This is a genomic window from Streptosporangium sp. NPDC020145, assembly GCF_040631275.1.
GTDB lineage: Bacteria > Actinomycetota > Actinomycetes > Streptosporangiales > Streptosporangiaceae > Streptosporangium.
In genome coordinates, this window is the sequence record NZ_JBEXZT010000007.1 from 271,995 (window position 1) to 294,368 (window position 22,374).

The window sequence follows — 22,374 nt, forward strand, 5'->3', positions numbered from 1 at the left end:
CAGGTCGGAGCCCACGGCGAGACCGTCGGAGAAGCAGCTCGTCAACAGCGCCACTCGTCTCACCTCCCCTTCTTGTCCGAAGCCTTGCCTTGCAGCGATTCTCCCCACTGTGAGGACATGCACGCGCGCCGGACGGCACACGATGTCCAAGATCCGAAAGCGGGATAACAGTCCCGGTTTCGGCTTCGGGGACGTAGGCTCAATCTCGTGCCTCAAATCCCAGAGCCACGTACTCTGCGCGATCTTCGCGCGAGCGGCCATGTCCACCGCACGGTAAAGGCCGAGATCCGCGAGAACCTGCTGGCCCGGCTACGGGCCGGGCAGCCGAGGTTCCCCGGCATCGTGGGTTTCGACGAGACCGTCCTGCCACACCTGGAGACAGCCCTGCTGGCCGGGCACGACCTGGTCCTGCTCGGCGAGCGGGGGCAGGGCAAGACCCGGCTCATCCGCACGGTGACCGGTCTCCTCGACGAGTGGACGCCGGTCGTCGACGGCTGTGAGATCAACGACCACCCCTACGCCCCCTCCTGCGCCCGCTGCCGCAGGCTCGCCGACGAGGCGGGCGAGGAGCTTCCGGTCGCCTGGCGGCACAGGGACGAGCGTTACGGCGAGAAGCTCGCCACCCCGGACACCTCCGTCGGCGACCTGATCGGTGACATCGACCCCATCAAGATCGCCGAGGGGCGCACGCTCGGCGATCCGGAGACCGTCCACTACGGCCTGGTCCCCCGCAGCAACCGGGGTGTCTTCTCGGTCAACGAGCTGCCCGACCTGGCCGAGCGGATCCAGGTCTCGCTGCTCAACGTGCTTGAGGAGCGCGACATCCAGGTCAGGGGATACAACCTGCGCCTGCCGCTGGACATCCTGCTGATCGCCAGCGCCAACCCGGAGGACTACACCAACCGGGGCCGGATCATCACCCCGCTGAAGGACCGCTTCGGCGCCGAGATCCGCACCCACTACCCCCTGTCCGTCGAGACCGAGCTCCGGCTCATCCGCCAGGAGGCCGCGCTCGACCAGGTGGGAGCCGACCTGCCCGACCACCTGGTCGAGGTGATCGCCCGCTTCACCCGCCTGGTCCGTGAGTCGACCGCGGTCGACGCGCGCTCCGGGGTCTCGGCCCGTTTCTCCATCGCCGCCGCCGAGACCGCCGCCGCCTCAGCCGTACGGCGGGCGGCGCTGACCGGCGAGGAGCGCGCGGTGACCCGGGTCGCCGACCTGCCGGGCATCGTGCACACCCTGCGGGGCAAGGTGGAGTTCGAGGTCAGCGAGGAGGGCCGGGAGACCGAGGTCCTGTCCCACCTGCTGCGCAGGGCCGTCGCGGAGACCTTCCGCGGCACCATCGGCGGCCTCGACCTGGCCCCGCTGCTCGAACGGTTCTCCGAGGGCACCCAGGTGGAGTCGGGGGCCATGGTCCCCGCCGCGGACCTGCTGCGCGGGATCGGCCCCGTGCCGGGACTCGCCAAGATCATGTCGGGGCTCGGCATCGGCGACGAGTCCCCCGGGCACGCCGCGGCGGCCCTTGAGTTCGCCCTTGAGGGCCTGTATCTCCTGCGGCGTCTGTCCAAGGACGAGGTTGACGGCACGACGGTCTACCGCACCTGAGGCCCGGCGGCGCGTGTTGGAGGGCGTTCGATGAGCTATCGCTATGGCGAGTACCGGGAAGGGCCCGACCCGCTCGCGCCGCCGTACGACGTGCGTTCGGCGCTCGACCAGATGGGCGACTCCGTGCTGGCCGGGGCCAACCCGTCCCACGCCCTGCGTGACCTGCTCAAGCAGGGCCTGCCGGGGGCGGACGACCGCCGCGGCCTGGACGACCTGCTCCGCGAGGTACGGCGGCGCAGGCGTGAGCTGCGCGAGCGCGGTCGTCTCGACGGGACGCTCGAACAGGCCAGGGCGCTGCTGGACAAGGCGATCGGCCAGGAGCGCGCGGAGCTGTTCCCCGACCCGTCCGACGACGCCAGACTGCGTGAGGCGGAGCTGGACGGCCTGCCCTCCGACGCGGCCGGCGCGATCCAGGAGCTGAGCGGCTACCAGTGGCGTTCGGCCGCCGCGCGTCAGACCTTCGAGGAACTGCGCGACCTGCTGCGCAGGGAGGTGCTCGACACCCAGTTCCGCGGGATGCGCGAGGCGCTGGCCAACCCCGATCCGGCCGCGATGGAGCGGGTCGGGCAGATGATGTCGGCGCTGAACGACATGCTGGACCGGGATGCGCGGGGCGAACACACCCCGGAAGACTTCGACGCCTTCATGTCGAAATACGGGGACATGTTTCCGGAGGCGCCGCGGAACCTGGAGGAGCTGGTCGACCTCCTCGCCCGCAGGGCTGCCGCCACCCAGCGTCTGATGGCCTCGCTCACCCCCCGCCAGCGCGAGGAGCTCAGCCGCCTGATCGACCAGACGCTCGACCAGGCCGGGCTCGGCGAGCAGATGCGCCGCCTCGGCGACTCCCTCTACGCCCGCCGGCCCGACCTGGCCTGGAACACCCCCGAACGACTCTCCGGCGAGGACCCCCTGGGGATGGGCGACGCGGTCAACGCCCTTGAGGAGCTGGCCGACCTCACCCAGCTTGAGGCCGCGCTGCGCCAGGACTACCCGGGCGCCCGCCTCGACGACATCGACGAGGCGGCCGTCCGCCGCGCCCTCGGCCGTTCCGCCGTCGACGACCTGGACGCGCTCAAGCGGATCGAACGAGAGCTCGAACGGCAGGGATACCTGCGCCGCCAGCGCGGCAAGCTCGAACTCACCCCCAAGGCGGTGCGCCGCCTCGGGGAGACCGCCCTACGCCGCGTCTTCGCCTCCCTCGACTCCGGTCGCAGGGGCGATCACGACCAGGTGGACGCGGGCTCCGCCGGGGAGCTGACCGGCTCGACCCGGCCGTGGCGCTTCGGCGACGAGCAGCCCATCGACGTGGTCCGCACGGTCGTCAACGGCGTACGGCGCGGCGGAGCGGCGGGGACGGTGACCCTCTCGGTCGACGACTTCGAGGTGGCCGAGACCGAGCGGCGCACCGCGGCCGCGGTGTGCCTGCTGGTCGACCTGTCCTACTCGATGGCGCTGCGCGGCACCTGGGCGGCGGCCAAGCAGACCGCGATGGCCCTGCAGGCGCTGGTCGCCTCGAAGTTCCCCCAGGACTCGGTGCAGATCATCGGCTTCTCCAACTACGCCCGGGTCCTGCAGCCCGACGAGCTGGCCGGGCTCGAATGGGACATGGTCCAGGGCACCAACCTGCACCACGCGCTGCTGATCGCGGGCCGCCACCTGGACCGCCATCCGGACTTCGAGCCGGTCGTGCTCGTGGTCACCGACGGTGAGCCGACCGCCCACCTGCGGCGCAACGGCTCGGCCGCCTTCGAGTGGCCGCCGACGCGCGAGACGCTCGACCTGACGCTGGCCGAGGTGGACAAGATGACCCGGCGCAGGGCGACGCTCAACGTCTTCATGCTCGCCGACGACGAGCGGCTGAGGGACTTCGTGAACGAGGTGGCCAGGCGCAACGGCGGCCGGGTCTTCTCCTCCAACGCCGACCGGCTCGGCGAGTACGTCGTCAGCGACTTCCTGCGGGTCCGCAGGAAGCGCTGAACCCTTCCTCGAAGGGCCTGTCAGGCGTCGGCGTAGGCGAGGTAGTGGTTGAGCGCGAGGTCGAAACCGTCGTGGTAGTGGCGGTACGACCGGTAGCAGGGCCGCCAGGCCGTACTGTTGCCGACTCCGGCGCGGGCGTCCTCGACCGCGGCGGGAACCCGTTCGGGGCTGGGCAGCAGGCCTCCGCCGAGATAGCGGGGGTCGGCCAGGACGGTGCAGCGCTCACGGTCGCCGGACACGTAGCGGCCCCGGCACCAGCCGCTCTCCTCGTCCCACACCAGGGCGTCGCCGCCGGTCAGCAGGATCGTGGCGGCCCTCGGGTCACAGGGCCCCGCCCACCAGCCGGTGGCCTGGACGCCCAGCGCCTCGACGACGCGGCTCACGTAGGAGGACGGCTGGCTGCGCCACTCCTCGGTGTACGGCTCCACATGTCTCACACCCACAGGGGGCACTCCCTTGTGCCGTCGTGCATGATCTGGTTGACTGCTCGCCCGGCACGGCCGTGATCTCGTTGCCGACGGCCTCGGCGCCCAAGAGCGAACCCATCGGTGATCCTACTCACTTCAATGGGATGCTTAGCGCATTAATAAGAAGATCTACCATCGCACATCACCATAAATGCGGATTATCCAAATTGTGATGTTCTGTCCGCAAACTTGGGACGCCGGTTCCGGCGGAGCCCCCGCTTCCGACCTGAGCCCCGCCCTGAAGCCCCGCCCTCTGACCCTGTGTGATCCAGGACCGCGGCCGCCGGCTTCCCAGGGCGTGCCTTCCCTGACCGAGATCACCGAGGGCTAATGTCTGGTTCATGACCCAACTGCTGCTCTGGCTGCACATCGGCTTCGCGATCTTCACGCTCGGACCGCTCACCGCGGTGACGATGTCCACGCCGAAGTTCATCCGCTCCAGGGACCTCAGCGTCCTGCGCTACCTGCACAGGACCACCCGGATCTACGCCATCGGCGCGATCGGCGTCTTCGTCGCCGGCCTGCTGCTCGGCCGCGAGTATCTCGGCAGGCCCTACCTGTCGGTCTCCATGACGCTGTTCATCGTCGCCGCGGTCCTCCTGGTCATCGTGGACCGCGACCAGGCCTCCGCCATCAAACTGCTCAGCGCCGAGCCCTCGACCGACGACGCGAAGGCCCAGCGCGGGCGGATCGCCGCCTTCTCCGGGGTGATCGCCCTGATCTGGCTGGTCATCCTGGTGCTGATGGTCTGGGGCAGCCCCGCCTGAGAACGGAACCGGAGACCTCTGACGGCGGCGGAGACGGCCGACCCGGAAGACGGCGGGCACGAGATCATCTCCGCCCGGCCGTCAGCCAGGAAAGGATCTTTTCCGGAACACCATGAAAAGCGCCTTTTCCGGCAGGGAGTTTCCGATTCACTGCCATTCCCCTTTTCCCGTGCCGGGGCGGTTCACCGGAACGCACGGGAACAGGCGGCAGAGCACACGAAGCCGGGCGGAAGGGGCACGCCCGGCCCGGCCTCGACCCAGCCGTTCAGCCTCAGCCCAGCGCCCGGCCTCAGCCCAGTGCCCGGCTGAGATCGGCGAGCAGGTCGTCGACCGACTCGATGCCGACGGACAGGCGGACCAGGTCCGCGGGCACCTCAAGCGGCGACCCGGCCGCCGAGGCGTGTGTCATCCGCCCCGGGTGCTCGATCAGCGACTCGACACCGCCCAGGGACTCACCGAGCGTGAAGAGCTTGGTCCGGTTGCAGATCTCGACCGCCTCCGCCTCGCCCCCCGCGACCCGGAACGAGACCATGCCCCCGAACCGCCGCATCTGCTTGGCCGCGGTCTCGTGCCCTGGGTGGTCCGGCAGACCGGGATAGAGCACCGAGGAGACCTTCGGGTGGGCGAGCAGCAGGTCGGCGACCCGCTCGGCGTTGTCGCAGTGCCGTTCCATCCGCACCGCGAGCGTCTTGAGCCCCCGCAGCGTCAGCCACGCGTCGAACGGCCCGGCGACCGCGCCCATGGCGTTCTGGTGGAAGGCGAGCCTTTCGCCCAGTTCGGCGTCGGCCGTGACGAGCGCGCCGCCGACCACGTCGGAGTGCCCGCCGACATACTTCGTGGTCGAGTGGACGACGACGTCCGCGCCGAGCGCCAGCGGCTGCTGCAGGTACGGCGAGGCGAAGGTGTTGTCCACCACGAGCAGCGCGCCGTTGTCGTGGGCCAGCTCGGCCAGCGCCGCGATGTCGGCGATGCCGAGCAGCGGGTTCGTCGGCGTCTCGACCCAGACGATCCTGGTCTTCGGCGTCATGGCGGCGGCGACCGCGTCGAGGTCGCCCAGGGCCACCGGGTCGTAGTGCAGGTCCCACGGCCGGTTCACCTTGGAGAACAGCCGGTAGGTGCCGCCGTAGGCGTCGTTCGGGATGAGAACGTGGTCACTCGGCCTGCACACCGTGCGCAGCAGCGTGTCCTCGGCCGCCAGACCGGAGGCGAAGGCAAGACCTCGCGCGCCGCCCTCGACCGCGGCGACGGCCTCCTCAAGGGCGGTCCTGGTCGGGTTGGCCGAACGGCTGTACTCGTATCCGGCGCGCAGACCGCCGACACCGTCCTGCTTGTACGTGGACACCGCGTAGATCGGCGGAACGACGGCCCCCGTATACGGGTCCGGCTCCTGACCTGCGTGGATGGCCAGAGTTTCGAATCCTTCAGTCATAGGGCAACGCTACTCGCACCCGGGCGGGCACATGTCGCGTCCACCCGGCCAGGCGTGCCGGACCGTCCCCCGACGACCCGGTCCGCCTGGCCGTACCCCCAGGTGGAGCCGCCACGGGCACACCGCGAAGCCCCTTCGGCGGATTCGCCGTCAGGCGGCCCGGTGCCCGCTGCCGGCCGTGTGACGCCCCGGCAGCCACACGACCTCACCCCCCGCCTCGACCGGCGGCACCTTGATGTGACGGCCGCTGGCGCCCTCGCCGCCCTGGCCGTTGATGCGCGAGAGAACCACCGGGTCCGCGAGCGCCAGAGCCAGCGCGACCACGAACCCAACGATCAGTACCAGGACTCCGATGACGGTCATCTCCGTCCCCCCTTCGACTCCTCAAGCATCGGCCGCGGACCCCGGCGGGCGCCTCCGCTGAAGGACCGGTTCCCCATGAGGCCGCTCCACCGAATGGCTGATGTCCGATTTGGCCAAGAGTCTTAGGCTCAGTGGCCGTGGGGGAGACACATCGCATCGTCTACTGGATCCAACGGCTCAGCGAGATCGCTCTGATCGGCTGGCTCACCCTGCTGTTGCTGCTCGACGTGATGGTCGTGCTCACCCGCCCCGACAACCCCGTGGTCTGGCTCGGCCCGGTCTGCGGCGCCATCGGCGTCCTGGCGGTGCTGCTGCGCCGTACCCACAGGATCAGCGGATACGCCACCCTGCTCGTCGCGTCGTTCGTCACCACCCTGATCATCGGCTCCAGCCACGTCAGCGGGCTGCCCTCCTTCGCCGAGACCGGGTCACTGCTGATCCTCACCATCGCGGGCCTGCGCTGGATCGAACCCATCAGCAGGGCCGCGATGTTCTCCATCGCGTCCGTCGTCGTGCTGGAGAGCGCCGCCGGACGGCTGCGCGAGGACACCCCGTCCCTGGCCGTCGGCTTCCTCGTCTTCGTCGGCTGGTCGATCGCCGCCGGGGTGGGCGCCTACCTGCGCTTCCAGCTCGAACGCCGCAAGGAGGCCGTCAACTCGGTACGGCGCGCCGAACGCCTCGAACTCGCCAGGGAACTGCACGACCTGGTCGCCCACCACATCACCGGAATCGTCGTCCAGGCCCAGGCCGCCAAGATCGTGGCCGAGCACAAGCCCGAGGCCGTCGTCCCCGCGCTCGACGCGATAGCCGGGGCGGGAGCCGACGCGCTGACCTCCATGCGCCGCCTGGTCAGCGTGCTGCGCGCCCAGGACGGGGCCGCCCGCTCCCCCGGCAGCACGCTCATGGACATGCGCACCCTGGTCGAACGGTTCTCCGCGGGCGGCCCCCAGGTCGCCTTCGACATCGGCCAGGGCATCAACGACGAGACCATGGCCCCCGAGGTGCTGACCACCCTCCACCGGGTCCTGCAGGAAGCCCTCACCAACGTGCGCAGGCACGCCCCGGGCACCGGCTGGGTCGAGGCCGACCTACGGCTCGGCGGCCCCCCAAACGGGCCCTCCGCCGGGCCTTCCCCCGGCCCTCCCAGGAGGGAGCAGCACCAGGGAACACACTGGGTGTGGCTGCGCGTACGCAACTACGGCTCGGCGACCGACGCCAAGATCTCCCGCCTCGGCGGCGGATTCGGTCTGGTCGGCATGTCCGAACGTGTGGAGGCCCTGGGCGGCCGCCTGACCGCGGGCCACACCTACACGGGGGCCTGGGAAGTGGTGGCGGGCTTTCCCGTGTCCCTTGGCGGCGCCTAGCGGCGCCGAAGGCCGCGCCTCTTCGCGCAACCTTCGATCACCTGTGATGGTTGAGGGAGCGTCCAGGGCTTCACCCCACGGCGCCGACAGCGGGCTGGGCGTCCCTCCGCCTCGGCCCGCGACGTCACGCCGCTCAGTTGAAACAGTCCTGCTTGTTGAGCGCGATGCCGTACTCGGTGACCTTGCCGCGCGTGACGCCGAAGGTGTAGTAGGCCTTCTTGTTTCCGGGAACCGTGATCACATAAAAGTCGTGGACGTCTTTCTTGATGTGCGGATAGGCGGTCTTCATCTGCTTGGCGGTGGAGCCGATCCCGACGCCTTCCGGAGTCCTCATGCCCTTCGCGGCGAAGATGGCGGCCAGTCCCACCTTCGGCGAGATGAAGACGCCGACCGAGTCCTTGGGAGTGGGGAAGTCCTTCAGGTCCCAGCCGGAGCAGCCGCCGTCGCCGGACAGCTTCTTGACGACGCCCCCTGTCTTCTTGGCCTGCGTGACGGTCATACCGAGCTTGACGGCACCGTAACCGTAGGGGCCCAGCGTGGGCCTCGTCTGGGCGTCGGCCACGGTGGTGCCGACGACCAGCAGTGAACCGGCGAGGAGCGATGCCCCGATCATCGTCTTCATCATGCTCTGTTCGACTACGAAACGGTGGCGAAGGTTCTCAACGGAGCCGTTTTCCTCCGACGACCCCGACCCGGGTCCTCGTGCTGGACGGGCCCTGTCGGGCATTCGTCTCCGACTGCCAGGTGCGCGCAGCGGCCGAAGAGGGAAGGCATGGACCCGCGGCGCCCAGGCCCTCGCGGCGTCGAAGGCGCCGCGAGGGAAAGGGGAGCACGACTAGTTGTTGACCAGGAACGCCAGCAGGTCCTGGCGGGTCACCAGGCCAACGGGCTTGCCGTCGTCCAGGACCACGGCGGCGTCGGCCTTCTCCAGGGCCTCTATCGCGATGGAGACCGGCTCTCCCGCGCCGATCATGGGCAGGGGCTGGGACATGTGCTCGGCCAGTGGGTCGGTCGGCCGTACGCGGCCCCGGTAGAGGGCTTCGAGCAGGTCGCGTTCCACGATCGAGCCCACAACCTCGGCGGCCATGACCGGCGGCTCCTCCTTCATCACCGGCAGCTGCGAGACGCCGTACTCCCGCATGATCGCGATGGCCGTGTCGACCGACTCGTGCGGGTGGGTGTGCACGAACTCGGGCATGCCCGCGCCCTTGCGGACCAGCACGTCCCTGACCAGGCCCTCCTCCGAGGAGGTGGTCAGGAAGCCGTAGTCGGCCATCCACTCGTCGTTGAAGATCTTCGACAGGTAGCCCCGGCCGCCGTCGGGCAGCAGCACGACGACCACGTCCTCGGGGCCGGCCTGCCTGGCGACCCGCAGCGCCGCGACCGTCGCCATCCCGCAGGAGCCGCCGACCAGGAGCGCCTCCTCACGGGCCAGACGGCGCGTCATGCCGAAGGAGTCCTTGTCGGAGACCGCGATGACCTCGTCGCAGATCGTGGTGTCGTAGGTGGAGGGCCAGATGTCCTCTCCGACGCCCTCAACGAGGTACGGCCTGCCGGTGCCGCCCGAGTAGACGGACCCCTCGGGGTCGGCTCCGATGATCTTGACCCGGCCGCCGGAGACCTCCTTGAGGTAGCGTCCGGTGCCGCTGATCGTGCCGCCGGTACCGATGCCCGCGACGAAGTGGGTGATCCGCCCCTCCGTCTGCTCCCAGATCTCCGGCCCGGTCGAGTGGTAGTGGCTCTCGGGGTTGCCGGGGTTGGAGTACTGGTCGGGCTTCCAGGCGTTCGGCGTCTCCCTGGCCAGCCGGTCGGAGACCGAGTAGTAGGAGTCCGGGTGGTCCGGGGAGACCGCCGTCGGGCAGACCACGACCTCGGCCCCGTAGGCGCGCAGTACCGCGATCTTGTCCTGGGCGACCTTGTCCGGCACGACGAACAGGCAGCGGTAGCCGCGCTGCTGCGCCACCATGGCCAGGCCGATGCCGGTGTTGCCGGAGGTGGGTTCGACGATCGTGCCGCCGGGCACCAGCGCGCCCGACCGCTCCGCCGCGTCGATCATGCGCACCGCGATCCGGTCCTTCACCGAGCCGCCGGGATTGAAGTACTCCACCTTGGCGAGCACCTGGGCGGGCACCCCGGCGGTCACCTTCCGCAGCCGGACAAGCGGCGTGTTTCCCATCAGTTCCACAAGCGAGTCATACACACGCATCGCGACGATCACCTCGAAATACAGAGCCAGGTCGGCTTGTTGTGCTGAACGCCGTGCCCCCAAGGGGGTTGGTGGGACTCTCGGCTAGGTTCAAGGCAACGCTACCCGTCGTGGGGTACCGAAGGGGCAACGCCAGGTGATCTGGACACCGGGGGCGGCTCGGGCCGCCCGTCGTATCGCCGCCGCCGCGGCCGTCGGCGGAGGAGGGCTCACCGCGCTCGGCGCGGTCACGTACGGCCTGCTGATGGGCGAGGCCCTGCTGGCCCGGCGCATCGTCGGCCGCCCGCACGGCATGGAGGGGCCGCCCTCCGACGGGGTTTACGGTGACTTCGCCGGTGAGCCGGTCCGGATGGTCATGCTGGGTGATTCGACCTCGGTCGGTCTGGGCACCTCCGAGGCGGCGCAGACCCCGGGCGTGTTGATCGCCACGGGGCTGGCCGCGGTGGCCGAGCGTCCGGTACGGCTGACCGTGGTCGGCAGGTCCGGCGCGGTCTCGGCGGATCTGGACGACCAGACCGACCTGGCGCTCGAAGCCTCCCCCGAGATCGCGGTGATCTTCGTCGGCGCGAACGACGTCACCACCCAGACCAAGCCCACCCACGCCGTACGGCACCTGCAGAAGGCGGTGCGGCGGCTACGTGAGGCGGGGGCGGAGGTCGTCGTCGGCACCTGCCCCGACCTGGGGACGGTCAGGCCGATCGCGCAGCCGCTGCGCTGGGTGACCCGGCGCTGGAGCCGTCAGCTCGCCGCGGCGCAGACCGTGGCCGTGGTCGAGGCGGGTGCCCGTACGGTCGCCTTCGCCGACCTGCTTGGCGGTGAATTCTCCGCAAACCCGGACGAGATGTTCGGACCCGATCGTTTCCACCCATCTGTTCAAGGTTATCTACAGGTTGCTTACGCGGTGCTACCGTCTGTGTGCACCGCGCTTGGACTGTGGCCGGAGCCGCGCTCCGAACGCGGTGGGTCGATCTACCTCGTGGCGGCCAAGGCCGCGGAGGAACCCGGCGCCGAAGTCTCCGCGACTCGCGTCGCCGGCCGAGCAACCGGACCCCACGGACGGTGGGCGACACTGCTCCGCCGGAGGCACGGGGTGCTGCCCAACGACGCCTGACCACGGTCACTCTCCGCGGTGAGGCCGTTACGTCTCGCCTTTTTGGAGTGCAATGCCCGTGATCCGGCCCCACGTGAAGAAGGCTGCGGTCCTCGCCGGAGTGCTCGCCCTGACCGGCTGTTCCGGCAGCGAGGCGGCCGTTCCCGCCCATCCGACCTGGCACAACGGCGAAGTGAACGCGGTGAGCCGTACCACCTCGGCCGCAGGTGTCGCCATGACGACCTCCATGAGGGCGGACGGCACGCTGGAGACCGTCGCCCTCGACCTGGCCACGGGCAGAAAGCTGTGGGCGCACCCCGCGACCATGGCCGGTCGGCTGCCGGGCATGGGCGTCCCCGCCCCGGCGATCGTCCAGTCCTCCGGCGGACGGCTCGTCGCGGTCACGGTCGACCCTGTCCGCCAGGGTCGTTGGAACGCCGCCCTTGTCGGCCGTGACGCGCGCACCGGCAACCGGCTGTGGACACGCCCGCTGCACTCGACCTTCGGGCCGCAGCGCTGCGGGGCGTTCGTGTGCGTCTCAGAGGACACCGCCCTGTCCAAGGCCCGGATGTCCGTGCTGGCCCCGGAGACCGGCAAGCCGATGTGGCAGTTGCCCGGCATCGCCGAGGTCGAGTGGTCCGGCGCCTCCCACGCCGTGCTCCTGCGCATGGCCCGTCACCCCGTCCTTGAGGCCTACGACCTGGCCTCGGGCAGGCGTCCGTGGCGGCTGCCCGTCGAGGAGGCGCTCGGCCCCGGGGTCGACCTGTCCGGCGGGTGGGCCTTCGGCTCGACGGCCGACGACCTCGTCGGCTACGTCGCCCCCTACACCGGTCCCTCGAAGAAACGGGTCTCCGCCTTCGGCCTGTTCTCCGTCAAGCTCACCGACGGCACGGTCAACTGGCTGCGTCCCTCCGTGGTGCGGGTCTACCCCAGCGGCAGCCCCGGCCTGGCCCCCGTCGTGCGCCCCGTCGACCCACGGGGCCAGTACGGCGGGTTCGCCAGGCTCGACGCGAGCAACGGGCGGGTCCTGGGTCAGATCTCCGCGGCCCAGATCCCCGGTTCCGGCTGGTGGCTGGCCTTCCCCGACCGGATGGACACCCTCGGCTTCCTCAAGCACGGCCGGCAGGGCAGCGCCTTCGACCTGGCCACAGGCCGCGGCACCGAGATCAGGGACCAACGCGGCTGGTCCTTCTGCGTCACCGACCCCAGGCCGCTCCCCCTCAAGCACCAGGCGGCGGGTTTCTACCCGGTGGCCTCCCTGTGCGAGTTCGACCTGGCCAGCGGCAAGAGGACGAACGGCTCCGAGGCTCCGCCCGCGTGGTTCACCGGCAGCCAGGGGGGCTGGCGGATATGGCGCGACGAGCTGGGCGGGCTGCACGGCGTCAAGGACGGCACCCCGACCGCCCCCGGCATGTACGGCTGACGCCCCCGTACAAAGTTCTGTTCCGGGCCGCCCCCCTCGCGACCTTCGCCCTACCGGGGAGTAGCCTCCGCTCAGGAGTGCCCGACAACCCAGGAGAGCCCCATGCCCGAGGCAGTCATCGTCGCGACCGCGCGCTCGCCCATCGGACGCGCATTCAAGGGATCGCTCAAGGACATCCGCCCTGACGACCTGACCGTCCAGATCGTCAGGGCCGCCCTGGCCAAGGTGCCCCAGCTCGACCCCACGACCATCGACGACCTGATGCTGGGCTGCGGTCTGCCCGGCGGCGAGCAGGGGTTCAACATGGGCCGGGTGGTCGCCACCCTGCTCGGACTCGACGGCGTGCCCGGCACGACCGTCACCCGCTACTGCTCGTCGTCCCTGCAGACCACGAGGATGGCCCTGCACGCGATCAGGGCGGGCGAGGGCGACGTCTTCGTCTCGGCGGGCGTCGAGTGCGTCTCCCGGTTCGTCAAGGGCAACTCCGACTCGCTGCCCGAGACCGAGAACGAACTGTTCGCCGAGGCGCGCAGCCGTACGGCGCGGGCCGCCGAAGGCGGTGGCGAGGTCTGGCACGACCCCCGTGAGGACGGCGAGCTGCCCGACGCCTACATCGCCATGGGCCAGACCGCGGAGAACGTCGCCGCGCTCAGGGGTGTCTCGCGCCGGGAACAGGACGAGTTCGGTGTCCGGTCGCAGAACCTCGCCGAGGAGGCCATCGCCAACGGCTTCTGGGAGAGTGACATCACCCCGGTGACCCTGCCGGACGGCACCGTGGTGACCAGGGACGACGGCCCCCGCCAGGGGACGACCTACGAGGCCGTCTCCCAGCTCAAGCCGGTCTTCCGGCCCGACGGGACCGTCACGGCGGGGAACTGCTGCCCGCTGAACGACGGCGCGGCCGCGGTGATCGTGATGAGCGACGTCAGGGCCGCGGAACTGGGCATCACCCCGCTGGCCAGGATCGTCTCGACCGGTGTGACCGGCCTGTCCCCCGAGATCATGGGGCTCGGGCCGGTCGAGGCCTCCCGGCAGGCACTGTCCAGGGCGGGCATGGCCATCGGCGACGTGGACCTCGTCGAGATCAACGAGGCCTTCGCGGCCCAGGTCATCCCGTCCTACCGCGACCTCGGCGTCGACCTCGACCGGCTCAACGTCAACGGCGGCGCCATCGCGGTCGGGCACCCCTTCGGCATGACCGGCGCCCGCATCACCTCGACCCTGGTCAACAGCCTGCGCTTCCACGACAGGACGATCGGCCTGGAGACCATGTGCGTCGGCGGTGGCCAGGGCATGGCCATGATCCTGGAACGCCTCAGCTGAACCGGGAAACGCCGCGCCGTACCCCTGCGACACGGGTGGGTACGGCGCGGCGGCGTCTCAGCCGTGGATGTCGGGGCCCGCGCGGGTGATGGTGACGCGCAGCAGGACCCGCCGGTCCCGCTCCATGGCGGCCCGGTAGTCGTCCCAGTCGGGGTGCTCGCCGGAGATGTCCCGGTAGTAGCCGACCAGCGGTTCCATCGCCTCAGGCAGCGAGAGGACCTCCGTCTCCCCTTCGATCTGGATCCAGTCACCGTAGAAGGAGTCGTTCATCACGCAGAGCGTGGCCCGCGGGTCCCTGCGAAGGTTGCGAACCTTGGCGGCGGTCTCCCTGCTACTGACGATCGCGCGCCCCTCGGCGTCCAGCCCGACCGTCACCGGGGAGAGCTGCGGACGTCCGTCGGCGTGCTTGGTCAGCAGAACCGCACGGTGGTTGACGCGGATGAAGTCACGTGCCTTGTCGAGATCCATGATCCCCATCATGGACCGGGCACACAGAAGCCCGCACCCCCCGATGGGAGGCGCGGGCTCGCGGAAGACGGATAACTTACATACGACGGCTGTGGCGGCGACGTTCGTGCTCACGCACGATGGCGGCGGCGTAGCCGTGGGACAGCCCGTGCTCCTGGGCGAGCCAGTTGGCCCGCTCCTCGCAGCGCAGGAAGGACGGGCCGTTGTCGATGGCTTGGAACCACTCTGGGAGTGCGCGGCCGGTGATATCCGTGACTCTAGCGATCAGCTTGCTCTGCGTCTCCAGTGAGTGGCTCAACGACATGGGCACCTCCACGGATAGGCTCCTTTGCTTGACAGTGCCTCACGTGTCCCGAGATAGCAAGCCCTGCGGACCTGCCCATCCATCATTTGGCGTTCCTTTGCGTCACCTTCGGTGACGCGGGCTGTGGCCCTGTCTCCTTGCGCCGCCTGACGGCGTCGCGGGCTTGGGCGCCTCCGAGTCGGCGCTTTCCCTCGTCACTCCGTCGCTGCGCTCCTGCGTTCCTCAGTCCAAGCGCCGACGGCGCCCAAGCCGGACACTCCTCACGCACGGCACCGGTAAGGCATGAGCAAACCCTTCACGCTTGGCGCCGAGGATATCCGGGGGTGGAAAGCGAACACCCCGCGTCACCGGGGTGGCGCGGGGTGTTCGGGGTGGTCGGGCAGCTAGTCATTACTGGTGAAGTAGCTGACGAAGCGGAGGATCTCCAGGTAGATCCAGACCAGGGTGACCGTCAGGCCGAAGGCCATCAGCCAGGAGTACTTCGCGGGGGCTCCGGCGCGGATGCCCTGCTCGACCGAGTCGAAGTCGAGGAGCAGGAAGAAGCAGCCGACCAGGATCGCCGCGATGCTGAAGACGTAGGACAGCGGGCCGCCGGAGCGGATGCCGACGCCGTCCTCGATGAAGAAGGTCGCCAGCCAGTTGACGAGCATGAGACCCATGAGGCTGAGCCCGGCCGCCACGACGAACTTGGTGAACTTCGGCGTCACCCGGACGATGCGCAGCATGTAGACCGCCAGCATGGCGCCGAAGGCCAGTGCCGTACCGACGACCGCCTGGAAGACGACACCGTTGTACAGGTCGTTGTAGGCGTGGCTGATCACACCGATGGCGACGCCGTAGGAGACCGCGTAGCCGAGGATCAGCACCGGGTTGGTGCTCTGCCTGAACGAGACGATCAACGCGAGCACCAGGCCGGCGAGCACGCCGATGATCAGTGCGGGTCTTCCGAGGTTGAGCGCCCAGGCGAGCGCGGCGGAGACGACCAGCGTGCCCAAGGTGATGAAACCGCGCACGACCACGTCGTCGATGGTCATCCTCCGTTGCGCGGGCGGCGCGTAGGAGGGCGCGTCATACATTCCCCTGAGCTGCTCGGGGGTCGGGGTGCCCCAGGCCTGCTGGCTCCCGGGCGCCTGCCTGCTGAACACAGGATTCTTGCTTTCCATCGCTAGCCTCCACGCTGCGACCTACGCGATCGGCGTATAGATCGGTTGTCACACGGCCGTATCGTGTTGTTGTCCGTTTTAGGGTCAAGTGACCGTACGGCTACCGCCGAGGATTCCAACGAACGGCCGCAGCGCCGGGTTCCCGGCCCTACGGAGGCATCATGGCCCGCCCGCCGGGTCCACGCCAGGCCCCCTCCCCCGCCGGGAGGTCCGGGAAGGGGCCGGTGGGTCAATGGAAACGACCGGAGCGAGGGCGGGAAACGCTTCCCGGAATCGTCCGGTCGCTTCCGGAAACCAGCCGCCCGTGGATTTGTCGCGTTGTTTTCCCCACCCGGTGTCTCCGGTAAGGAAAACGACACGGTCACAGCGGGGAAAACAACCGTGCACCGTCGAAAGCGTGTTCCGCTCCATCAACCGAAGCGCTCGACGAGTCGCCGATAAGTGTCGAACGCGGGTTTAGGCCGGTAGTCGTCACCGAGAAGGCCGAACCGGTGGAACAGACCGGGTTTCGCACTGTCGGCATCCCGCAGGGCGAAATGGGTGTAGCCGCCGATGTTGAGCCGAGTGCGGTGGTCCGCGATCACCGTGACGATCGTCTCCAGGACTTCGGCCTGTCGCTGTGGACTCCGGTCAGGACCGGTCGGCCAGCCGTTCTCGGTGATCCACAGGGGGACCGACTCGTCGATGCCCGCCGGGGTGAGGCACCGGTCGCGGTGGTGGCCGAGCAGTCCCGCGACGGCCTCCGCCAGGCCGTCCGCCAGGGCTGGCCGGAAGACGTCGGGGAAGAAGTCGAGGCCGACGTAGTCGACGGCCTCGACGAAGCGCCGTCCGCCGTCGGCGGTGAGCGCGGCGACGAAGCCCTCGGCGGGGCCGAAAAGGGGCGTGGTGTTGAACCCGACCCTGAGGTGGTCCAGGCCCAGCAGGCGCGCCTCCTCCTTGGCCGCGACGACACCCTCGACGAGGGCTTCGAGCACCCGGGGGTGGCCTCCGTCGTACAGCGGCAGGTTCGGCTCCTCCGTCACCTGGAGGGTCGCGACACGCGTCCCGTGACGGCGGACGAGGTCACGGACGAAGGCCACGTAGCCCGCGACGTCGCCGCTGTGCGAGCGGTACTGCGCGACCAGGTCGAGTGCGCGCCCGTCGGTGGCGTACCGTTCGACGCGCTCGGGGGCCTGCGGGTAGACGTCTCCGGGATCGGCGAAGCTGACGTAGCCGCGGACCAGGAAGGGCCCGCCGTCAGGGCGCAGGTGGGTGAGCGCCTCGGTGATCCGTCTCGGGTCGTCCGGAGGCCCCTGGAGCACTCCGCCGTTCTCGTCGCCGGCCGCTCCGCCGGGGTAGATCCCGAAGAGAAGGCCGCCCGATGTCATGTGAGGTCCTTTCGGTCGTCGGGCCAGGTCAGGCTTCCTGTGCGGATCTCCTCCGCGGCGCCGGTGACCCAGTCGAGTTCGCCACGGGTCATGTGCAGGGCGTATTCGGCCTCGATGACGAACAGGCGGGGCACCTGTCCCGAGGCCAGCGCGTCGTCGAGGGCCCGCCGGTCCTCGGCCATGGCGGCGCGCAGCCGTTCGGCCCGCTCCAGCAGCGCCGCCCGCGCGCGCTCGGGGCCGAGGGCGCCGAGGTAGGCGACGGCGGTGAGGAAGAGGGGATATTCGCGCCGGGGAACGCGGATCTGCTCGTCGAGCCGACGTACGAAGGCGTCCCGGCCCGCCTCGGTGATCGCGTAGACCGTGCGAGCCGGTCTGTTGCCCTCCTGGACCCTGGCCTTCTCGACGATCCACCCCTCCCCCTCAAGGGCCGTGACCACGTCGTAGAGCGAGCCCCGGTTGATCCGGACGCTGGCGTCCTTGCCGCGTTCCCGCAGCACGACGGCCATCTCGTAGGGGTGCATGGGCCTTTCGAGCAGCAGCCCCAGCACTCCCAGGGCCAGAGGGTTGTCCACACTTCGAGCCATAGTCGCCTCCTGATATCAGGAACCGACTATAGGAGGCGCCGTACGGCACCGCAACGGCGCCCGAAAACGCCCTGAACAGATCACGACATCCGGCCGATCTGGAAGACCGGGATTTCCGCGCCATAATTTGGCCGACAGGACCACATACGATCGGCGCGCAAACGACGGGACAACACGAAACGCCCCGACCCGGGGTTTTCCCACACAACAGAGCGGCCCGTGACCGATTTTTCCTGGTCACGGGCCGAACTTCGCGGATCACTACGAGTGCCCCCGGAGGGACTCGAACCCTCACTCGAACCCTTTTAAGGGGTTTGCCTCTGCCATTGGGCTACGGGGACGCCGTAATCATACGTAACTGACCACTCATCAGAGGAGCACAACTTTGTATCAGGCGTCACACAAACCATGCCACAGCGTTCCGATCTCCGAGACCGCCCCCAGTCCCGGCCGTACGGTGTGAACGCGCGAGCCCCCTCCCGGAACGGACCGGGAAGGGGCTCGCGACGGACGGCGGCCACCTTCGGGTGACCGCCGGGTGGCCGTCAGGTCCTGGCCGCGCTGCGGAACTCCTCACGGGGCGCCTCGATCTCACCGAGCGAGACGGTCTCCCGCTTGAAGAACAGCGCGAGGGTCCAGTCCATCGTCACGCGGACCTTGCGGTTGACGGTCGGCACCCGCGACAGGTGGTAGGTGCGGTGCATGAACCAGGCGAGCAGCCCACGGAGCTTGATCCCGTAGACGTTGGCGACACCCTTGTGCAGGCCGAGCCCGGCGACCGAGCCGACGTACTTGTGGCGGTAGTCGGCCAGCGGCTGGCCGTGCAGGTGCCGGGTGATGTTGTCGGCCAGCACCTTGGCCTGCCGTACGGCGTGCTGGGCGTTGGGCGCGCAGTACTGACCGGGGCTGGTCACGTCGGGCACACCGGCCACGTCGCCCGCCGAGAAGGCGTCCTCGACGCCGGCCACGGTCAGCCGGGTGGTGGTCTTGATCCGGCCGCGCTCGTCCAGGGGCAGGTCCCCGGCGTTGACGACGGGGCTGGGCTTTACCCCCGCGGTCCAGACGATGGTGGCCGCCTCGAACTCCTCACCGTCGGAGAGCTTCACCAGGCCGCCCTCGCAGGAGTCGAGGCGGGTGTTCATCTTGACCTCGATGCCGCGCTCACGCAGCTGCTCGGCGGTCCACTTGCCCATCTCGGGGCCGACCTCGGGCAGGATGCGGTCCGTCGCCTCGACGAGGACCCAGCGCATGTCCTTGCGGGAGACGTTGCGGTAGTAACGGACGGCGTCGACGGCCATGTCCTCAAGCTCGGCCAGCGCCTCGACGCCCGCGAAGCCGCCGCCGACCACGACGAACGTCAGCGCCCTGCGGCGCAGCGCCTCGTCCTCGTCGGTCTCGGCGCGGTCGAGGAGTTCGAGCACCCGGTTGCGCAGCGCGATGGCCTCACCGACCGTCTTGAAGCCGATCGCGGCGTCGGCCAGACCCGGGATGGGCAGCGTGCGCGAGACCGATCCCGCCGCCATGACGAGGATGTCGTAGCCGATGTCGTGCGGGGTGCCGACATTCGGCTCGAAGGCCACGGTCTTGGCCGCGTGGTTGACCTTGGTGACCTTGCCGTTGAGGATCGTCGCCTTCGACAGCACCCGCCGCAGCGGGACGACGACGTGCCGGGGCGAGAGGTTTCCCGCCGCCGCCTCGGGAAGGAACGGCTGGTAGGTCATGTGGGATTCGGGGGTGAGAACGGTGATCCGGACGCTACCGTCGCGCAGTTCCTTACGAAGGGTGTGCTGCAGACGCAGCACGGTGTAGAGCCCGACGTAACCTCCGCCGACGACCACGATGTGCTTGGCGGTACGGTTCACTTCGACGCCATCCTTAGGTCGATGCCTTGTGAAAGCTTTCACAAGCATACGTCTCCCTCGAAAACCAGACCAGGCACCCCCTGTGTAACTTTCGCCATAGTTTCCAGAACAGCGAGAAAATCCGGACATTTCAGAGCGAAGTTTTGACGATCTTCTCTTTGTGATCGAGTTCACAAGCTCCGCAACACGTTTGCCCTGGTCAGAAGGGTGTCGAGCATCTCGGCCGTCACCCGGCCGGTGAACGTGTTCTGCTGGCTCGGGTGGTAGCACCCGAGAAGACGGGCCGTTTTCCCGCCACGGGAGATCTCGACCTCGGCGCCGTGTCCGAAGGGCGGCCTGCGGGAGGGCAGGACGTACCCGGCCTCCCGTAGCGCGGGCCAGATCGCCTGCCAGGCGAATCCCCCGAGCACGACGATCACCCGGACGCTGTCGGCGACCAGTTCGATCTCCCTGGCCAGCCAGGGGAAGCAGGCCGTACGCTCGGCCGGCTCCGGCTTGTTGCCCGGCGGGGCGCAGCGCACCGAGGCCAGCATCCGGGCGCCGACAAGCCGCTGCCCGTCCCCGGCGCGCGTGCTGGTCTCCTGTACGGCGAGCCCCGTCCGGTACAGCGAGGCGAACAGCCAGTCTCCGCTGCGGTCACCGGTGAAGATCCTCCCGGTGCGGTTGCCGCCGTGCGCCGCGGGGGCGAGCCCCACGATGAGGACCTCCGGCCTGTCCTCTCCCCACCCGGCGATGGGCCTGCCCCAGTAGGTCTCCTCCGCGAAGGCCCGCCGTTTGACCGTCGCCACCTCCTCCCGCCAGGAGACCAGGCGTGGGCAGGCCCGGCAGACGGACTGCCTGGCGGTCAGTTCACCGAGCGTACGGCTCGCCGCCGCCAGCCGTACGACCTGGGCGGGGTCGTGGGCGACGGGGGTGTCCGGCAGGGCGGGGTCTTCGGGCCAGCCGGACCCTGGAGGAACGAATGTCATGTCCTCGATCGTGCCAGGAGGAAACACGCCCTTAACCTCGGGCACGCGAAAGCGGCGCCCGCCTGAGGCGAGCGCCGCTCTCTCAACTCGTTTCCGCCCCCGCGTCAGACGTGGGGCGGGCCGTCACGGAGCCGGGAGGGTTCCCCCGGCACGCGCTCAGGCCTGGCAGACCGCGTTGAAGTTCACCGACTGCGAGCCGGCCCCGTCGATCGCCAGCTTCGCGCTGCCGCCGTGGGTGCCGTTCGTCGCCTTGGTGAAGGTCACGGTCTTGGTGCCGGCCTCGGTGAAGACCAGCGGGCCGGACTCGACGGTCACGCCGTCAACGGTCCAGCGGTAGGTGAGCGTGGTCGCGCCACTGGCGTAGATCTGGCCGGAGCCGGACAGGGAGGCCGCGGGGCAGGCGCCCGCGGTCTGCGTGGCCGAGACGCTCTCGCCCACGACCCAGACCTTCACCTCGGGAGCGGGGGCCTGGCAGGTGACCTTGCCCTCGACGGTGCCGGTGGTCGAACCACGGTAGAGCTCGATCGCCCGCTTGCTCGTCCCGGAGGCCGAGGCGCCCCAGGAGTCGGTCACGGTGCGGGACTGGTAGCCGTGGCCACCGAAGTAGACGTCCTGCCAGGAACCGGCGACGCCGTCACGGATCCAGCGGTACTTGACGCTGCCACGACCCTCGGAGACCGAGATCGTGCCGGTGAAGTTACGGGTGACCGGGCAGGTGCCGGTGTAGGAGTCGGGAGCGCTGACGGACGCGGTCACCTTCGGCGACTCGTCCTTGCACCAGACCCTGAAGCCGACGCGGTTGGAGGAGTTCTGAACCGGGTCCACGATCTCCAGAACGGCCCAGCCGCTGAGGCTGTGACGCGGCCTGATCACGTGGAACACCTTGGTCGAGCTGCTGACGCGGACGACGTCACGGTCGACGACGTCACCGTTGACGACCCAGCGGTACCGCACCCAGGTGGGGCTGGAGGCGGTGATGCGGCCGACCAGCGTGGCCTGGCAGTTGCCCTCGTTGACCCACGCGCGGGCGCCGACGCCGACCTGGATGACTTCCTTGCCGCCGCCCTCGTCGCCACCACCACAGGAAACCCGGAAGCTTCCCTTCTTGGAGGTCGCGCCCCTGGGGGCCAAGACCTGCAGGGCCTGCCAGCCCTTGACGTCACCCTTGAACTTCGAGGTCTCCTTGACGGTGACCGACTTGTTGCCCTTGCCCTTCAGAACAAGGGTCTTGACCTTGCTCTTGGAGCCGTCGCCGCGCAGCCAGCGGTAGGCGACGGTGGTCCGGGAGGCGACGGCCTTCACCTTGACGGTCGAGGAGAAGGTCACGTTGACGGGGCAGTCACCCTTGTAGTTCGAGGGGGACGCCTTGGGGGTGCCGACCGAGACCGCGGGCCTCGGCTTGGCGACGGCCGTGGCGGCCGTCTGGGTGGATGCGCTCGCAGCGGCCGCGGGCGAGGCCATCAGGGCCGTCGCCATCGTCGCCAGCATGGCCGTGCCGGCGCTCACCGCGGCTAGCCTGCGTGCTAGTCCGGACTTCATGAGGGGTTGCTCCGTTTCGTTAGGAAGCGAATGCGCTCCGGAGACGGTTGCCGCCCCGACACCAGCTGTGCCGGGCCCCACGGCAAAGCCTCGCTAAAGCCCCTT

Annotated in this window: 20 protein-coding genes and 1 tRNA gene; 7 read left to right on the plus strand and 14 right to left on the minus strand. The window is 69.5% G+C overall.

The genetic code is table 11. From position 1 onward, the window contains the following. Positions 1 to 207 precede the first annotated feature (207 nt). The gene (locus tag ABZ463_RS16425) at positions 208 to 1,605 is read left to right on the plus strand and encodes a sigma 54-interacting transcriptional regulator (protein ID WP_352013870.1); all 1,398 of its coding nucleotides are present in this window, start codon (positions 208 to 210) and stop codon (positions 1,603 to 1,605) included. A 30-nt stretch (positions 1,606 to 1,635) separates the two neighbouring features. After that, entirely contained in the window at positions 1,636 to 3,582 is a 1,947-nt protein-coding gene (locus ABZ463_RS16430; protein WP_352013871.1) for a hypothetical protein, read from the plus strand. Positions 3,583 to 3,602: 20 nt separating this feature from the next. On the opposite strand, the gene ABZ463_RS16435 is transcribed toward ABZ463_RS16430, so the two are convergent. Further along, on the minus strand, positions 3,603 to 4,025 hold the full coding sequence (locus ABZ463_RS16435; RefSeq protein WP_352013872.1) for a DUF6292 family protein: 423 nt from the start codon (positions 4,023 to 4,025) through the stop codon (positions 3,603 to 3,605). A 365-nt stretch (positions 4,026 to 4,390) separates the two neighbouring features. Here ABZ463_RS16435 and ABZ463_RS16440 point away from each other — a divergent pair, with 365 nt between their 5' ends. After that, positions 4,391 to 4,816: a hypothetical protein gene (locus ABZ463_RS16440; protein WP_362776743.1), complete on the plus strand. Its 426-nt coding sequence runs from the start codon at positions 4,391 to 4,393 to the stop codon at positions 4,814 to 4,816. A gap of 289 nt (positions 4,817 to 5,105) precedes the next feature. Here the strand turns inward: ABZ463_RS16440 and ABZ463_RS16445 are convergent, their stop codons facing one another. Both ABZ463_RS16445 and ABZ463_RS16450 read right to left on the minus strand, forming a co-directional pair. Next, positions 5,106 to 6,245 (minus strand): cystathionine gamma-synthase, encoded by a 1,140-nt coding sequence (locus tag ABZ463_RS16445; protein WP_362776745.1) that lies wholly within the window; start codon positions 6,243 to 6,245, stop codon positions 5,106 to 5,108. Between the two features lie 150 nt (positions 6,246 to 6,395). Then, positions 6,396 to 6,608: a hypothetical protein gene (locus ABZ463_RS16450; protein ID WP_352013875.1), complete on the minus strand. Its 213-nt coding sequence runs from the start codon at positions 6,606 to 6,608 to the stop codon at positions 6,396 to 6,398. 137 nt (positions 6,609 to 6,745) lie between these two features. Here ABZ463_RS16450 and ABZ463_RS16455 point away from each other — a divergent pair, with 137 nt between their 5' ends. Next, positions 6,746 to 7,972: a histidine kinase gene (locus ABZ463_RS16455; protein ID WP_362776749.1), complete on the plus strand. Its 1,227-nt coding sequence runs from the start codon at positions 6,746 to 6,748 to the stop codon at positions 7,970 to 7,972. Positions 7,973 to 8,105: 133 nt separating this feature from the next. On the opposite strand, the gene ABZ463_RS16460 is transcribed toward ABZ463_RS16455, so the two are convergent. Then, positions 8,106 to 8,585, minus strand: coding sequence for a hypothetical protein (locus ABZ463_RS16460; protein ID WP_362776751.1), 480 nt, complete (start codon positions 8,583 to 8,585; stop codon positions 8,106 to 8,108). A 222-nt stretch (positions 8,586 to 8,807) separates the two neighbouring features. Further along, positions 8,808 to 10,178, minus strand: coding sequence for a cystathionine beta-synthase (locus ABZ463_RS16465; RefSeq protein ID WP_362776753.1), 1,371 nt, complete (start codon positions 10,176 to 10,178; stop codon positions 8,808 to 8,810). Between the two features lie 136 nt (positions 10,179 to 10,314). On the opposite strand from ABZ463_RS16465, the gene ABZ463_RS16470 reads away from it, so the two are divergent. The 3 genes from ABZ463_RS16470 (at position 10,315) to ABZ463_RS16480 (ending at position 14,014) form a co-directional block, all read left to right on the plus strand. Then, complete coding sequence (locus ABZ463_RS16470) at positions 10,315 to 11,289, plus strand: SGNH/GDSL hydrolase family protein (protein WP_352013880.1); 975 nt, start codon at positions 10,315 to 10,317, stop codon at positions 11,287 to 11,289. Between the two features lie 73 nt (positions 11,290 to 11,362). Next, positions 11,363 to 12,691, plus strand: coding sequence for a PQQ-binding-like beta-propeller repeat protein (locus ABZ463_RS16475; protein ID WP_362776756.1), 1,329 nt, complete (start codon positions 11,363 to 11,365; stop codon positions 12,689 to 12,691). A gap of 102 nt (positions 12,692 to 12,793) precedes the next feature. Beyond that, on the plus strand, positions 12,794 to 14,014 hold the full coding sequence (locus ABZ463_RS16480; protein ID WP_362776759.1) for an acetyl-CoA C-acetyltransferase: 1,221 nt from the start codon (positions 12,794 to 12,796) through the stop codon (positions 14,012 to 14,014). Between the two features lie 57 nt (positions 14,015 to 14,071). Here the strand turns inward: ABZ463_RS16480 and ABZ463_RS16485 are convergent, their stop codons facing one another. The 9 genes from ABZ463_RS16485 to ABZ463_RS16525 form a co-directional block, all read right to left on the minus strand. Continuing rightward, on the minus strand, positions 14,072 to 14,482 hold the full coding sequence (locus ABZ463_RS16485; RefSeq protein ID WP_362776762.1) for a PPOX class F420-dependent oxidoreductase: 411 nt from the start codon (positions 14,480 to 14,482) through the stop codon (positions 14,072 to 14,074). A gap of 76 nt (positions 14,483 to 14,558) precedes the next feature. Beyond that, entirely contained in the window at positions 14,559 to 14,786 is a 228-nt protein-coding gene (locus tag ABZ463_RS16490; protein ID WP_352013939.1) for a DUF4287 domain-containing protein, read from the minus strand. A gap of 383 nt (positions 14,787 to 15,169) precedes the next feature. Next, positions 15,170 to 15,949, minus strand: coding sequence for a Bax inhibitor-1/YccA family protein (locus tag ABZ463_RS16495; RefSeq protein ID WP_362776764.1), 780 nt, complete (start codon positions 15,947 to 15,949; stop codon positions 15,170 to 15,172). A 410-nt stretch (positions 15,950 to 16,359) separates the two neighbouring features. Then, entirely contained in the window at positions 16,360 to 17,316 is a 957-nt protein-coding gene (locus tag ABZ463_RS16500; protein WP_362776766.1) for a hypothetical protein, read from the minus strand. After that, positions 17,313 to 17,900: a helix-turn-helix transcriptional regulator gene (locus ABZ463_RS16505; RefSeq protein WP_362776768.1), complete on the minus strand. Its 588-nt coding sequence runs from the start codon at positions 17,898 to 17,900 to the stop codon at positions 17,313 to 17,315. The genes ABZ463_RS16500 and ABZ463_RS16505 overlap by 4 nt, the downstream gene beginning before the upstream one ends. Before the next feature lie 268 nt (positions 17,901 to 18,168). Beyond that, a tRNA-Leu gene (locus ABZ463_RS16510) sits at positions 18,169 to 18,241 on the minus strand. 204 nt (positions 18,242 to 18,445) lie between these two features. After that, on the minus strand, positions 18,446 to 19,762 hold the full coding sequence (locus tag ABZ463_RS16515; RefSeq protein WP_352013887.1) for an FAD-dependent oxidoreductase: 1,317 nt from the start codon (positions 19,760 to 19,762) through the stop codon (positions 18,446 to 18,448). A 170-nt stretch (positions 19,763 to 19,932) separates the two neighbouring features. Beyond that, positions 19,933 to 20,730: a uracil-DNA glycosylase gene (locus tag ABZ463_RS16520; protein WP_362776770.1), complete on the minus strand. Its 798-nt coding sequence runs from the start codon at positions 20,728 to 20,730 to the stop codon at positions 19,933 to 19,935. 156 nt (positions 20,731 to 20,886) lie between these two features. Continuing rightward, the gene (locus ABZ463_RS16525; protein WP_352013889.1) at positions 20,887 to 22,236 is read right to left on the minus strand and encodes a hypothetical protein; all 1,350 of its coding nucleotides are present in this window, start codon (positions 22,234 to 22,236) and stop codon (positions 20,887 to 20,889) included. Between the last annotated feature and the right edge of the window lie 138 nt (positions 22,237 to 22,374).

Bases quoted from the DNA above. Each gene is read 5' to 3' on its own strand.
- ABZ463_RS16430 (WP_352013871.1), top strand. From the start codon at position 1,636: ATGAGCTATCGCTATGGCGAGTACCGGGAAGGGCCCGACCCGCTCGCG.
- ABZ463_RS16440 (WP_362776743.1), top strand. From the start codon at position 4,391: ATGACCCAACTGCTGCTCTGGCTGCACATCGGCTTCGCGATCTTCACG.
- ABZ463_RS16445 (WP_362776745.1), bottom strand. From the start codon at position 6,245: ATGACTGAAGGATTCGAAACTCTGGCCATCCACGCAGGTCAGGAGCCG.
- ABZ463_RS16450 (WP_352013875.1), bottom strand. From the start codon at position 6,608: ATGACCGTCATCGGAGTCCTGGTACTGATCGTTGGGTTCGTGGTCGCG.
- ABZ463_RS16460 (WP_362776751.1), bottom strand. From the start codon at position 8,585: ATGATCGGGGCATCGCTCCTCGCCGGTTCACTGCTGGTCGTCGGCACC.
- ABZ463_RS16465 (WP_362776753.1), bottom strand. From the start codon at position 10,178: ATGCGTGTGTATGACTCGCTTGTGGAACTGATGGGAAACACGCCGCTT.
- ABZ463_RS16480 (WP_362776759.1), top strand. From the start codon at position 12,794: ATGCCCGAGGCAGTCATCGTCGCGACCGCGCGCTCGCCCATCGGACGC.
- ABZ463_RS16485 (WP_362776762.1), bottom strand. From the start codon at position 14,482: ATGGATCTCGACAAGGCACGTGACTTCATCCGCGTCAACCACCGTGCG.
- ABZ463_RS16490 (WP_352013939.1), bottom strand. From the start codon at position 14,786: ATGTCGTTGAGCCACTCACTGGAGACGCAGAGCAAGCTGATCGCTAGA.
- ABZ463_RS16495 (WP_362776764.1), bottom strand. From the start codon at position 15,949: ATGGAAAGCAAGAATCCTGTGTTCAGCAGGCAGGCGCCCGGGAGCCAG.
- ABZ463_RS16500 (WP_362776766.1), bottom strand. From the start codon at position 17,316: ATGACATCGGGCGGCCTTCTCTTCGGGATCTACCCCGGCGGAGCGGCC.
- ABZ463_RS16505 (WP_362776768.1), bottom strand. From the start codon at position 17,900: ATGGCTCGAAGTGTGGACAACCCTCTGGCCCTGGGAGTGCTGGGGCTG.
- ABZ463_RS16520 (WP_362776770.1), bottom strand. From the start codon at position 20,730: ATGACATTCGTTCCTCCAGGGTCCGGCTGGCCCGAAGACCCCGCCCTG.